At 45.3% G+C, this 14,303-nt stretch carries 9 protein-coding genes, 2 tRNA genes and 2 rRNA genes; 3 read left to right on the top strand and 10 right to left on the bottom strand.

Annotation, left to right across the window (positions count from 1 at the left end):
- Positions 1-95 precede the first annotated feature (95 nt).
- The 5 genes from ADP71_RS12920 to ADP71_RS12900 form a co-directional block, all read right to left on the bottom strand.
- Positions 96-2,986, bottom strand: a 23S ribosomal RNA gene (locus tag ADP71_RS12920).
- 400 nt (positions 2,987-3,386) lie between these two features.
- A tRNA-Ala gene (locus tag ADP71_RS12915) sits at positions 3,387-3,462 on the bottom strand.
- A 34-nt stretch (positions 3,463-3,496) separates the two neighbouring features.
- Positions 3,497-3,573 (bottom strand) — tRNA-Ile (locus ADP71_RS12910).
- A gap of 74 nt (positions 3,574-3,647) precedes the next feature.
- Positions 3,648-5,189 (bottom strand): 16S ribosomal RNA (locus ADP71_RS12905).
- The 16S and 23S rRNA genes sit together here with 2 tRNA genes alongside, the layout of an rRNA operon.
- A gap of 907 nt (positions 5,190-6,096) precedes the next feature.
- On the bottom strand, positions 6,097-6,915 hold the full coding sequence (locus ADP71_RS12900) for a cytochrome C assembly family protein (RefSeq protein WP_026353703.1): 819 nt from the start codon (positions 6,913-6,915) through the stop codon (positions 6,097-6,099).
- A 109-nt stretch (positions 6,916-7,024) separates the two neighbouring features.
- Between ADP71_RS12900 and ffh the strand changes: the two genes are divergently transcribed.
- Complete coding sequence (gene ffh, locus ADP71_RS12895; protein ID WP_019959400.1) at positions 7,025-8,386, top strand: signal recognition particle protein; 1,362 nt, start codon at positions 7,025-7,027, stop codon at positions 8,384-8,386.
- A gap of 68 nt (positions 8,387-8,454) precedes the next feature.
- On the opposite strand, the gene ADP71_RS12890 is transcribed toward ffh, so the two are convergent.
- The 3 genes from ADP71_RS12890 to lptM are packed head-to-tail and all read right to left on the bottom strand — an operon-like array spanning position 8,455 to position 10,710.
- Positions 8,455-9,216, bottom strand: a complete 762-nt coding sequence (locus tag ADP71_RS12890) for a bestrophin-like domain (RefSeq protein ID WP_171461201.1) — start codon at positions 9,214-9,216, stop codon at positions 8,455-8,457.
- 43 nt (positions 9,217-9,259) lie between these two features.
- Complete coding sequence (gene lysA / locus ADP71_RS12885; RefSeq protein WP_019959402.1) at positions 9,260-10,504, bottom strand: diaminopimelate decarboxylase; 1,245 nt, start codon at positions 10,502-10,504, stop codon at positions 9,260-9,262.
- Between the two features lie 17 nt (positions 10,505-10,521).
- Positions 10,522-10,710: an LPS translocon maturation chaperone LptM gene (gene lptM, locus ADP71_RS12880; RefSeq protein WP_019959403.1), complete on the bottom strand. Its 189-nt coding sequence runs from the start codon at positions 10,708-10,710 to the stop codon at positions 10,522-10,524.
- Between the two features lie 117 nt (positions 10,711-10,827).
- Here lptM and cyaY point away from each other — a divergent pair, with 117 nt between their 5' ends.
- The gene (gene cyaY / locus ADP71_RS12875) at positions 10,828-11,154 is read left to right on the top strand and encodes an iron donor protein CyaY (protein WP_026353705.1); all 327 of its coding nucleotides are present in this window, start codon (positions 10,828-10,830) and stop codon (positions 11,152-11,154) included.
- A gap of 138 nt (positions 11,155-11,292) precedes the next feature.
- Positions 11,293-11,754 (top strand): GNAT family N-acetyltransferase, encoded by a 462-nt coding sequence (locus tag ADP71_RS12870; RefSeq protein WP_019959405.1) that lies wholly within the window; start codon positions 11,293-11,295, stop codon positions 11,752-11,754.
- Between the two features lie 61 nt (positions 11,755-11,815).
- Here the strand turns inward: ADP71_RS12870 and ADP71_RS12865 are convergent, their stop codons facing one another.
- Entirely contained in the window at positions 11,816-12,892 is a 1,077-nt protein-coding gene (locus ADP71_RS12865) for a hypothetical protein (protein WP_019959406.1), read from the bottom strand.
- A 166-nt stretch (positions 12,893-13,058) separates the two neighbouring features.
- Complete coding sequence (locus tag ADP71_RS12860) at positions 13,059-14,288, bottom strand: nucleoside recognition domain-containing protein (protein ID WP_171461200.1); 1,230 nt, start codon at positions 14,286-14,288, stop codon at positions 13,059-13,061.
- Between the last annotated feature and the right edge of the window lie 15 nt (positions 14,289-14,303).

Genomic DNA, 14,303 nt, shown 5'->3' with positions numbered 1-14,303 from the left:
GGGCTGTATTATACTGTCTATTTCAATCTTAATCAACTGGGTAATAATTGTATGCTTTATGTAGTAAGCATTATCATTGAAGTTCTTCAAATGATAGAGTCAAGCCTCACGAGCAATTAGTATGGGTTAGCTTCAAGCGTTACCGCTCTTCCACACCCCACCTATCAACGTCCTGGTCTCGAACGACTCTTTAGTGTGGTTAAACCACAAGGGAAATCTCATCTTCAGGCGAGTTTCACGCTTAGATGCTTTCAGCGTTTATCTCTTCCGAACTTAGCTACCCGGCTATGCCACTGGCGTGACAACCGGTACACCAGAGGTTCGTCCACTCCGGTCCTCTCGTACTAGGAGCAGCCCCCGTCAAATTTCCAACGCCCACTGCAGATAGGGACCAAACTGTCTCACGACGTTTTAAACCCAGCTCACGTACCACTTTAAATGGCGAACAGCCATACCCTTGGGACCGACTACAGCCCCAGGATGTGATGAGCCGACATCGAGGTGCCAAACTCCGCCGTCGATATGAACTCTTGGGCGGAATCAGCCTGTTATCCCCGGAGTACCTTTTATCCGTTGAGCGATGGCCCTTCCATACAGAACCACCGGATCACTATGTCCTGCTTTCGCACCTGCTCGACTTGTTGGTCTCGCAGTTAAGCTACCTTTTGCCATTGCACTATCAGTCCGATTTCCGACCGGACCTAGGTAACCTTCGAACTCCTCCGTTACTCTTTGGGAGGAGACCGCCCCAGTCAAACTGCCTACCATGCACGGTCCCCGATCCGGATAACGGACCTGGGTTAGAACCTCAAAGTCACCAGGGTGGTATTTCAAGGACGGCTCCACACAGACTAGCGTCTGTGCTTCAAAGCCTCCCACCTATCCTACACAAGTGACTTCAAAGTCCAATGCAAAGCTACAGTAAAGGTTCACGGGGTCTTTCCGTCTAGCAGCGGGTAGATTGCATCTTCACAACCATTTCAACTTCGCTGAGTCTCGGGAGGAGACAGTGTGGCCATCGTTACGCCATTCGTGCGGGTCGGAACTTACCCGACAAGGAATTTCGCTACCTTAGGACCGTTATAGTTACGGCCGCCGTTTACTGGGGCTTCGATCCGATGCTTGCACATCTTCAATTAACCTTCCAGCACCGGGCAGGCGTCACACCCTATACGTCCACTTTCGTGTTAGCAGAGTGCTGTGTTTTTAATAAACAGTCGCAGCCACCGATTCTCTGCGGCCTGGCGTTGCTTACGGAGTAAATCCTTCACAATACCAGGCATACCTTCTCCCGAAGTTACGGTATCAATTTGCCGAGTTCCTTCTCCCGAGTTCTCTCAAGCGCCTTAGAATTTTCATCCCACCCACCTGTGTCGGTTTGCGGTACGGTTCGATTTAAGCTGAAGCTTAGTGGCTTTTCCTGGAAGCGTGGTATCGGTCACTTCGGTTCCGTAGAACCTCGTTATCACTTCTCGGTGTTGAATGAATTCCCGGATTTGCCTAAGAATTCCACCTACTGGCTTGAACAAACTATTCCAACAGTTTGCTGACCTAACCTTCTCCGTCCCCACATCGCACTTAAATCAAGTACAGGAATATTAACCTGTTTCCCATCGACTACGCATCTCTGCCTCGCCTTAGGGGCCGACTCACCCTACGCCGATGAACGTTGCGTAGGAAACCTTGGGTTTTCGGCGAGGGGGCTTTTCACCCCCTTTATCGCTACTCATGTCAACATTCGCACTTCTGATACCTCCAGCAGACTTCACAATCCACCTTCGCAGGCCTACAGAACGCTCCCCTACCACATGCACTAAGTGCACATCCGCAGCTTCGGTTATAGATTTGAGCCCCGTTACATCTTCCGCGCAAGACGACTCGACTAGTGAGCTATTACGCTTTCTTTAAATGGTGGCTGCTTCTAAGCCAACATCCTAGCTGTCTGGGCCTTCTCACTTCGTTTACCACTTAATCTATCATTTGGGACCTTAGCTGGCGGTCTGGGTTGTTTCCCTCTTGACACCGGACGTTAGCACCCGATGTCTGTCTCCCGAGGAATCACTTCATGGTATTCTTAGTTTGCCATGGGTTGGTAAGTTGCAATAACCCCCTAGCCATAACAGTGCTTTACCCCCATGAGTGTACCTCGAGGCACTACCTAAATAGTTTTCGGGGAGAACCAGCTATCTCCAAGTTTGTTTAGCCTTTCACCCCTATCCACAGCTCATCCCCTAATTTTGCAACATTAGTGGGTTCGGACCTCCATTACCTGTTACGGCAACTTCATCCTGGCCATGGATAGATCACTTGGTTTCGGGTCTACGCCCAGCAACTAATCGCCCTATTAAGACTCGATTTCTCTACGGCTCCCCTATTCGGTTAACCTTGCTACTGAACGTAAGTCGTTGACCCATTATACAAAAGGTACGCAGTCACGGAACAAGTCCGCTCCCACTGTTTGTATGCATCAGGTTTCAGGTTCTATTTCACTCCCCTTCCGGGGTTCTTTTCGCCTTTCCCTCACGGTACTGGTTCACTATCGGTCGATGATGAGTATTTAGCCTTGGAGGATGGTCCCCCCATATTCAGACAGGATTTCTCGTGTCCCGCCCTACTTGTCGTTAGCTTAGTACCGCAGTTGAGATTTCGAATACGCGACTATCACGCACTATGGTCATACTTTCCAGAATGTTCTTCTATCTCGACTACTATCACTAACAGGCTTTTCCGCGTTCGCTCGCCACTACTTGCGGAATCTCGGTTGATTTCTTTTCCTCCGGGTACTTAGATGGTTCAGTTCTCCGGGTTTGCTCCAGTGACCTATGTATTCAGTCAAAGGTACCTAATAAATTAGGTGGGTTTCCCCATTCGGACATCGCGGGATCAAAGCTTTATTGCCAGCTCCCCCACGCTTTTCGCAGGCTTACACGTCCTTCGTCGCCTATCATCGCCAAGGCATCCACCTGATGCACTTATTCACTTGACTCTATCATTTCAAGAACCTCTGACTTTGCAGAATTAGACAGTTGACGTGTCTTCCTTCTGCTTGATTCTCTTCATGTTAAAGCTTACTACTTGGTTGTTACAATCAACGCCTTTTGAATTCGTTGATTGCAGATACAATCATCACCCAAATTTACTGTGTTATTTAAGCGGCCTGTAAAGGCTGTCTAAACAACAACATTGTCTTTTGTTTGTTGATTTCGGCTTTCTAATTTTTTAAAGATCGATGCGTCGCTTTTGTGTGTTTCGCTTTGTACTGCTTGTCCGCTAACACGCTTCGCAAATCAAAGAAGACTGAGAGTATATCATCTCTTTATTAAGAGTGAAATAAAAAACAGCGTCAGCTGTCAATCGTCTTTGATTTGCAAAGTATTTTAGTTCATTGGTGGAGGCAAACGGGATCGAACCGATGACCCCCTGCTTGCAAAGCAGGTGCTCTACCAACTGAGCTATGCCCCCAATGTTCCACAACCTTACTTGTTACCAAGTTTGATGGTGGGTCTGGGAGGACTTGAACCTCCGACCCCACGCTTATCAAGCGTGTGCTCTAACCAGCTGAGCTACAAACCCAGGTCGTTGCTACTTGCATCTTTATTTACAGTTTACCGATAAGTGTGAATGCGTTAAGCCTCTTCTATCTCTAGAAAGGAGGTGATCCAGCCGCAGGTTCCCCTACGGCTACCTTGTTACGACTTCACCCCAGTCATGAAGCATACCGTGGTAAGCGGACTCCTTACGGTTATCCTACCTACTTCTGGTATCCCCCACTCCCATGGTGTGACGGGCGGTGTGTACAAGACCCGGGAACGTATTCACCGCAGTATGCTGACCTGCGATTACTAGCGATTCCGACTTCACGCACTCGAGTTGCAGAGTGCGATCCGGACTACGATCGGCTTTATGAGATTGGCTCCACCTCGCGGCTTGGCTACCCTCTGTACCGACCATTGTATGACGTGTGAAGCCCTGGTCATAAGGGCCATGAGGACTTGACGTCATCCCCACCTTCCTCCGGTTTGTCACCGGCAGTCTCATTAGAGTGCTCAACTGAATGGTAGCAACTAATGACAAGGGTTGCGCTCGTTGCGGGACTTAACCCAACATCTCACGACACGAGCTGACGACAGCCATGCAGCACCTGTGTTACGGCTCCCGAAGGCACTCCTCCGTCTCTGGAGGATTCCGTACATGTCAAGACCAGGTAAGGTTCTTCGCGTTGCATCGAATTAATCCACATCATCCACCGCTTGTGCGGGTCCCCGTCAATTCCTTTGAGTTTTAATCTTGCGACCGTACTCCCCAGGCGGACAATTTCACGCGTTAGCTACGCTACCAAGAGCTTTTAATCTCCCAACAGCTAATTGTCATCGTTTAGGGCGTGGACTACCAGGGTATCTAATCCTGTTTGCTACCCACGCTTTCGAGCATGAGCGTCAGTGTTATCCCAGGGGGCTGCCTTCGCCATCGGTATTCCTCCACATCTCTACGCATTTCACTGCTACACGTGGAATTCTACCCCCCTCTGACACACTCTAGTTATCCAGTTTCAAATGCACGTCCCAAGTTGAGCTCGGGGCTTTCACACCTGACTTAAATAACCGCCTGCGCTCGCTTTACGCCCAGTAATTCCGATTAACGCTTGCACCCTACGTATTACCGCGGCTGCTGGCACGTAGTTAGCCGGTGCTTATTCTTTAGGTACCGTCATCACTCTTGGATATTAGCCAAAAGCTTTTCTTCCCTAACAAAAGTACTTTACAACCCGAAGGCCTTCTTCATACACGCGGCATTGCTGGATCAGGCTTGCGCCCATTGTCCAAAATTCCCCACTGCTGCCTCCCGTAGGAGTCTGGGCCGTGTCTCAGTCCCAGTGTGGCGGATCATCCTCTCAGACCCGCTACTGATCGTCGCCTTGGTAGGCTTTTACCCCACCAACTAGCTAATCAGACGTCGGCCGCTCAAATAACGCAAGGTCCGAAGATCCCCTGCTTTCCCCCGTAGGGCGTATGCGGTATTAGCCACTCTTTCGAGTAGTTATCCCCCATTACTTGGTACGTTCCGACGCATTACTCACCCGTTCGCCACTCGTCAGCAAGAAAGCAAGCTTTCTCCTGCTACCGTTCGACTTGCATGTGTAAAGCATGCCGCCAGCGTTCAATCTGAGCCAGGATCAAACTCTTATGTTTAATCTCTAAGCTTACTATTTAATTTCTGGTCTGCTTCTCAAAGAAAAAGAGCGAGAAATGATTAAAAATCATATCTTGTCTTTACTTCTTTAGCAGTGTGAGGCTCTTCGCACTCACACTTATCGGTAATCTGTTTTTTAAAGAGCTGTGCTGTGAAACTTGCGAAGCTGACCGTTTGGTCTGTTTCGTTTCTGTCTCAGCAGCGAAGAAACCGAATATTACAGAAACACCGAAAACCCGTCAACACCTAATTGTAAAAATATCCTCAAAATAAACCATATCCTCTGTTTTTATTAATAATTTTATTTACATTTAAATAAAATTATTCATTTTTTAATTCAAAAGACTTCCTTCTACACTCAGAAACACCTTAAAAAACTTTCTAAATTATGGCGACTCCATCAATAACGGTCTTTGTATCTCAATACCACATCTTTTAAAACCATCACACCTGACTCCACCATGCCCAAAGTTTACAAAAATATCCATACCTATATAAAAACACAGATATAGAAGATGATTAAAAAATGAATTTCAATTCAATATTAATTAATTATTTAATACGTTATATTTTTAAAACTCAGATCCTCAATTAATACTCATGAAGCCTATTAATTCAAATAATTATTGTTTTTTAATTGGCCTCTAAATCCATTTCATTTAAAAATAAATGTCATTTATTTGATAAAATCGAAACATAAATATTTTGTAATAAAACATTTTTTTTGGTTGCCAACCCTCTATGCATCACATATAGTGAGCGCAGATATCGAGCACAGACTCCATATCTACTACAGAGCCAAGCACCACAAAGGCCGAAAAAGAGAAGAGAATAGACAAAACAGGCTGTGAACTTAACCGTTCACAGCCTGTTTGCGTTAATGCTGTCATATTATCTCGATATAGCCTATAAGACACGGCTACCAGCTAAAATAATTTCAAAAACAAACTTACTACCTAAATAAGCCAAAACCAACGAGAGAAAACCCATAATCACAGCAATCGAAACTTTCTTACCTCGAATACCTTGCCGCCAACGCAATAGCAAAATCACGGCATAAATCAACCATGAAACCACACCAAAAATCATTTTGTGTGTCCACATAAAAGCATGTCCAAACACAGCCTCAGAGAACACCATGCCACTAGCCAAAGACAAAGTCAGTAGCACAAAGCCAACCAATAACGCTTGAAACATCAGTTTTTCAATGCTTAATAAAGGAGGCAAAAAAGAAATCGCTGGAGTTAAATGATTGCCCCGTAAATGACGACTTTGCCATAACATTAACCATGCTAATAAAGTGGCCAAGGCAAACAGGCTATAAGCCAATAAAGAAGAAACAATGTGACTACCAAATGCCCAATTGCTTACTTGAATGCCTGCATGGGTATTGGGCACAAAATAATCTACCAATAAACTGAATACGGCTAATGGAAATAAGAACAGCTGCAATCCTTGCAGCCTGTAAAGAAAACTGCCACTCCAATACCAAATCAAAGTCATCCAGCTCAATACCGCTATAGCATGTCCAAAGCCTAGCAATAATTGCCCTACTTCGACCATCGGCCACCACAACCAAAAACCATGGATTGCCAACACAGGCAATAAAATCATCAATTCTTGTTTTTTAGGATATGCGTGAGCAGGTCTGGTACGCCAAAACTGGACAACAAAGAGTGACAAAGCACTGTAAATGAACAATAAGCAAACAAATACAAGCGTCATTGACAATCTTTCTGGCGCGCTCATGTCGCAAACACACCCTGTCGTGTAAAATAGAATGATTTTATCAGGAACACCCTTGCGGTGCAGACAAATTCTCTAGAGGATATCCATGTTAGACAATCTATCCAGCCGTTTGGGTCAATTAGCCAAAACCATGCGTGGCCATGCACGCTTAACTGAAGACAATATCAAGGATGCATTGCGTGAAGTACGCATGGCTTTGTTAGAGGCGGACGTGGCTTTGCCTGTGGTCAAAGATTTTGTGGCTTCAGTTAAAGAAAAAGCCATGGGTCAAGAAGTTTTGGGCAGCTTAACACCTGGTCAAGCTTTTATTGGTGTGGTCAATGACTCTTTAACTGAGTTGATGGGCAAACAAAACGATGCCTTAAACTTGGCAGCAGTCCCTCCAGCTACTATTTTGATGGCAGGTTTACAAGGTGCTGGTAAAACCACCACCATTGGTAAATTGTCTCGCTTATTGAAAAATGACCAAAAGAAAAAAGTTTTGGTCGTTTCTGCCGACGTTTACCGTCCTGCAGCCATTGAACAATTACGTTTGCTCGCCGATCAAGTGGGCGTCGAATTTTACCAATCTAATTCTTGGGAAGATCCAGTACAAATCGCCAAAGACGCTCAAGATTATGCTAAAAAACACTTCTTTGATGTGTTGATGGTCGATACTGCGGGTCGTTTGGCCATTGATGAAGTATTGATGGAAGAAATTCAAAAAATTCATGCTGCCATCAACCCTATCGAAACCTTGTTTGTGGTCGATGCCATGCAAGGCCAAGATGCGGTGAATACAGCCAAAGCATTTGATGAAGCTTTGCCTTTGACTGGCGTGATTTTGACCAAAATGGACGGCGACTCTCGCGGTGGTGCGGCTTTGTCTGTGCGCCATGTTACTGGCAAGCCGATTAAATTCATCGGTGTGGGTGAAAAAGTAGATGGTTTAGAAGCATTCCATCCAGACCGTTTGGCCAGCCGTATTTTGGGCATGGGCGATGTATTGACCTTAATTGAAGACGTACAAAAAGGTATCGACCAAGAAACCGCTGCTGCCATGGCGAAAAAATTGCACAAAGGCAAAGGTTTTGATTTGAACGATTTCAAAGCTCAAATCGTGCAAATGCGCAATATGGGCGGCATCGAATCTATTATGTCGAAAATGCCTGGTCAAATTGGTGAAATGAGCAAACATGTTCCTGAAGGCACCGCAGAAAAAGCGATGGGACAAGTGGAAGCTATCATCAACGCGATGACACCAAAAGAACGCGCCAATCCGGCTTTGATCAAAGCCAGCCGCAAACGCCGTATTGCTATTGGCTCTGGCGTGACGGTGCAAGAAGTCAATAAAATGCTCAAACAATTTGAACAATCACAAAAAGTGATGAAACAGTTTAGCAAAGGCGGTATGGGCAAGATGTTGAAAATGGCCAAAGGCTTAAAAGGCATTTTGCCAGGTCAATAAACCATCCAACATTCAAAAAGCGTCCTGTAACATTTACAGGACGCTTTTTTTATACAATAAATACCCTATCAAAGCTGCATACTAAATAAGATTTGTGGATGAACACTGGATGCACCTGTATAAGGATTCACGTGCAAAGCCAAAACATACAAACTCATTGCCACCATGATTGCATACCAACCCACCGCTCTGCGCCCACCTTGTAGGCGATCTGCATGTATGGCAGCCACCGCCAATTGCACTAGCAATGAAAACACAATTAAAAAACACCACTTATAAGCATTGATATTGGATGCTCCAATAGCCAAACGCTCATTGCGTGCGTCTTGCAATTCGTCAAAATCATCAATCATGCGTGCGGTAATCGTATCAGGCGTATTGCCCGCATCAGCGCGAGCCAATAAACCCATACGAATGGCTTGTAACGCTTGCTCTACTTCGCTATTGGGTGCCGCATTCAAATCTCTGCCCCATTCAAATTGAGACACCGAACTGCGATACACCGTCAACTGTTGGTGCAATACCCCATCATTCAAAGCCTCTATTTGCGTCATGCCTAACAATCGGCTCAAAGACGAACGCTCGGCACTGGCCGCTTGAGCCGCTTGATTATTCACACTCCAAATATCAGAAGCGACAAAACCAAACGCCAATGCCCAAGTGGTGGCCAGAGTCGATAAAAAAACAGGAATAGGCATGGTATTGCTGTCAGCCTGAGCTTGGCGCATGAAGCGGCGCAAAGACATTGCACCAAACAAAAACAAAAGCACTGCCAAGCCTACAAAACAAATCAACAACCATAATGGGTGCCATGTGAAAAAACCATGCATGCCATCACTCCCTTACGAAGGTCATTCCAATCCACAATCCTGTTTACGCCAAAATCTCATCACGCCATAAATCGCTCACATTTTCGCGACGACGTACCAAGGTTTCTTGACCTTCACATACCAAAATTTCAGCTGCTTTACCACGGCTATTGTAATTGCTCGCCATAGATGAAGCATACGCACCTGCGCTTTGAATCGCCAAAAGATCGCCTTCAACCACAGCCAATTGGCGGTTTTGCGCTAAAAAGTCTCCTGTTTCACAAATAGGACCGACCACATCTGCCAAAACAGTCTCTACATCGTTGCGCGGCGCTACCGCCACCACTTCATGGTAAGCTTGATACAATGCAGGACGCATCAAATCATTCATCGCCGCGTCGACAATCACAAAATTTTTGGTCTCTCCTTGTTTGACAAATTCAACTTGCGTTAACAACACACCCGCATTGCCCACCAAAGAACGCCCCGGCTCCATCACCAAATGTTGTGGACGACCTTCTAACAAACGCGCTACCGAATCTGCATAAGCTTGCAAATCAGGCTGGGTTTCATCACTGTACACAATCCCCACGCCACCACCGATATCAATGTGTTGGAGCACAATGCCTTCGGCTTCCAATTGGTCTACCAAAACCAATAAACGCTCTAACGCTTCGGTCAATGGGCTCAAATCAATCAATTGCGAACCAATGTGACAATCAATACCGACAATCTGCAAATTTTCCAAACTCGCCGCATGTCGATAAGCTTGCAACGCATCGACAAACGCAATGCCAAACTTGTTTTCTTTCAGGCCGGTTGAAATATAAGGATGGGTTTGCGCATCGACATCAGGATTGATGCGCAAAGAAATCGGAGCTTGCACACCCATTTTTGCTGCCACACTATTGATACGGTCAAGTTCTGGCAACGACTCAACATTGAAACACAACACACCCGCTTGCAAAGCATCCTGAATTTCAGCCGCACTTTTGCCCACACCTGAAAAAATCACTTTGCCAGCATCGCCACCTGCTGCCAAAACTCGCGCCAACTCACCACCTGACACAATGTCAAAACCCGAACCCAAAGAAGCAAAATGTTTCAGGACGCTTAAATTGCCATTGGCTTTCACTGCGTAACAAATCAATGGTTGGTTTTTAGCAAATGCTTGTTGGTAAGCTTGGAAAGCTTGCGTTAACGCCGTTTGGCTATACACATACAAAGGTGTGCCATAAGTTTTGGCCAATTGCGCCAAAGAAACCTGATCAAAATGCAAACTGTTGTCGATAGACTGAAATAAACTCATGTTAGAAATCTTAATCTTTAGTAATTAAAAGGTTGTGGCCCATTTTGTAAAGTTGGCGGCACTTGATTAGGACGACGATCAATACCGAATCCGGTTTGAATCACGCCAAAGGTTTGCTTGTCGTTTTCTTTAGGCAGATACAACGAGCCTTTGTAACCGCAAGCACTCAGTAATGCGCACAAAGTGCACAACCAGATGACTTTCACACCTTATTCCTTCACATAATGGTTTGACCATGATTCATTGCAATGGCAATTGTGTTCCACTTTAACTCATGGCAAGATGGGCAATCTTAACAAAATACAACGTCAGACACCATGAGCATGAACGAAACAGAATTTGTCCGCCTGTCAGAAAACATTTTTGATTACATTGATGAATACATTGGCGACCACTTTGACGAGTTTGACACCACCAAAAATGGCAATGTCTTAACCATAGAGCACGAAGATGGCGCACAAATCATTGTCAACCGCCACACCGCCAACCAAGAGTTGTGGATTGCAGCCAAAAGCGGCGGTTACCATTTTCATTTTGAAAATGGCGCTTGGGTTGCCACGCGTGACGGCAGCGAGTTTTTCACAGTTTTGTCTGAAGCAGTCGGCAGCTTAATCAACCATACAGTGAGCATTCCCGCTTACACCGAATAAATTTTCCCCATATTCATTCCCACTCAAAAACATCTGCTACATTCTATTGAATAGAACGAGCAGATGTTTTTTAAGCGTATGAATGTGGGTTTTAAGGCAGTCGTTTTAATTTAAGATTTTTCACAAGGAAAGTTTTTCATGTCTGATTTGCACTACACTCACATTCAAAATCCACAACAATTACCGTCACACCAACAAAAAATACAGGACGCTTGGCACTTACACAACCAACTTCGTCCTCAGTTTTTGACCGATGCAGAAAAATATGTGGATTACATCGCTTTATTGCTGTCAGAAAGACAGCAGTTTTTGATAGTACAAAATGAAAGTGGTCAAATCATTGGCTTGGCATTGTTCAACATGCACCACAATACTTATCAAGGCAAAATTTTGTTTTTGGAAGACTTGGTGATTGATGAAAATTTGCGCGGTACGGGCGTCGGTGAACAAGTTTTAAAACAATGTGAACACATTGCCAAAGAAAACGGTTGCAGCCATTTGTCCTTAGATTCTGGCGTGTTTCGCTCTCGAGCACACAAATTTTACTTCACTCATGATTACATTGCCGATTGCTTTCATTTTTCTAAAGCCTTGGCATAAACCCTTATTGCGCCATATGATTGAAGCGTCCTGTAAAGGTTTACAGGACGCTTTTTATTAGCTATTCATTTTTAGCCGCGCTGAGCACAGTGTCTGCCGCCCCACATTGATGGCAATATTGGTTGAACGCATTTTTACGGCTTTGGCACACACCACAAGCATGAAACAAACCGATGCCACAATGCGGACAAAAATCCAAATGCGGGTTGTTAAAGTCAGTTGGTCGCTCACACGATGGACACACCGCTTTGGCAATGCGTGTGTGCGCCATGTCATAACTCAATTGTTGCTGGCGTTCGCTGCTGGGCAAGGCTTCTTCCAATTGTTTACGCTCCAAATAACGGTTCATCGCCACAATAGCATACCGCCCAATCAAAACTGTCAGCACAATGCCCACACCATAACGCACATAACCGCCATAGCTTGGCAAATACGGTACCAATTCCACAAAAAACGCAAACAGCGCAAAATAAATAAAGCCCCACACAAACGGCCACCACTTGGATTGGCGTTGCTTTAAAAACAAATACGTTGCCACCAAAAGCAATGGCAATGTCAAAGCCAAACGGTATAAAAACACTTGCAATTCAATTTGGCGATCTGCTGCATCTTTCAAATTTTGGGCTTGTTCTCGCAATTTTGTGATTTTGTCATCGACCTCGCTCAATTGTTGTGTGGCATTCAAATTTTGTTGCTGTAATGCCTCCACTTCCATTTGCGCTTGACGCTCTTGCTGCTTGAGCGCATCCAATTTTTGCGTACGCGCCAACACTTCAGGATTTTGATCCGATTGTTCGGTTACGGCACGAGTCGCCAACCAATTGTTCAAACTGAATTGCTCAGATTGGGTTTGATTGCGCCGCTGCTCCCATGTCAATTGCGCTTGTTCAGAAGCGGCCTGTAAACGAGTTTGTTCGGCTTGCAAACGGTTTTGCTCTTGCTGCAAAGGTAAGTATTGCGGTGCATCCAGATAAGTATCCACATTTTGATAAGGCGTCACTTGCGGTAAATCACCGACAATTTTGCCACCCAATCCAATTAGAAAACTGGCAAATACCAACGCCACCAACCACAAACCGCGCCGAAACCATTTTTCAGGTAAACGATTGGACGAAACTGTTTGTTTTTTAATGCGCATGCGTTTCTCCTCAAAATGACATTGCAAATCAACACACAGTGTAAGACCAGCGACACCTTGACCATACTTCATTTATTTAAGTAGCATTTTTTAATGCTTGTGTGTGCAAACCATAACAAAGCGTCCTGTAAAGTTTACAGGACGCTTTAAAATACCATCAATGTCATTAACCCCAAAACATATATACCACAAAAATGGCCGCCACCACACCCGCTGCTTCTGACAACAAAGCGCAAGGCAAAGCATGGCGAATGTTTTTAATCGCAACAGAACCAAAATACACCGCCAATACATAAAACGTGGTTTCGGTAGAACCTTGAATCACACACGCCACCCGCGCGGCAAAATCATCAGCACCATTGGTTTGCATCAATTCCACCATCAAACCACGCGCGCCCGAACCGCTCAAAGGCTTCATTAACGCAACAGGCAAAGCTTCGACAAATGCCGTATCCAAGCCCATAGATGCCACAATCCAAGCAATGCCGCCAACCAAATAATCCATCGTGCCCGAGGCGCGAAACACCGCGATGGCGACCAAAATCGCCACCAAATACGGAATAATATTCACAGCCACCTGAAAGCCTTCTTTGGCACCATCGACAAATGCTTCATACACATTGATACGTTTGAAAAATGCCAAGGCAATGAAAGACACAAACAAACCAAATAAGACAAAGTTACCCACCACGCGCGAAATCACTTGGATTTCTTCGGCCTGTAAACCTGAAAAATAATACAAAGTGCCGCCGATTAACGCAGACAAACCGCCCAAATACGCCAAAATGGTTTTGTCGAGCAAATTGATTTTTTGGCACCACGCCACCGTCAGCAAAGCCACTAACGTAGAAAAAAATGTCGCAATCAAAATCGGTAAAAACACATCCGAAGGCATTGCCGCACCCGCTTCTTGGCGATACGCCATGATAGAAATTGGCAATAACGTTAAGCTGGATGCATTCAAAACAATGAACATGATTTGTGCGTTGCTGGCTGTGTCTTTGTTGGGATTGAGCTCTTGCAATTCCTTCATCGCTTTTAAGCCCAAAGGCGTGGCCGCATTGTCCAGCCCCAAAGCATTGGCAGAAAAATTCATCAATATCGAACCCAAAGCAGGATGGTTTTTTGGCACTTCAGGAAACAATTTGTTGAAAAATGGACCAACCAAACGCGCAAAAATGTCTATCATGCCGCCACGCTCGCCGATTTTCATAATGCCAAGCGCAAACGTCATCATGCCAATCAAACCCAACGAAATCGATGCACCCGTTGCCGCACTGTCAAACATCGCTTTGACAATGCTTTCAAAAATCATGGTGTCGCCGCCGAGCAATTTCACGCAAGCGACCACAAATGTGATTAAAAAAAACGCCACCCAAATATGACTCAAAACCATATTTCTCCCCTTGTG

The sequence above is a fragment of the Vitreoscilla sp. C1 genome (assembly GCF_002951955.2).
Classification (GTDB): domain Bacteria; phylum Pseudomonadota; class Gammaproteobacteria; order Burkholderiales; family Neisseriaceae; genus Vitreoscilla; species Vitreoscilla stercoraria.
The sequence above is the reverse complement of the archived record's forward strand: the minus strand, read 5'-3'. Positions and strand labels throughout refer to the sequence as shown.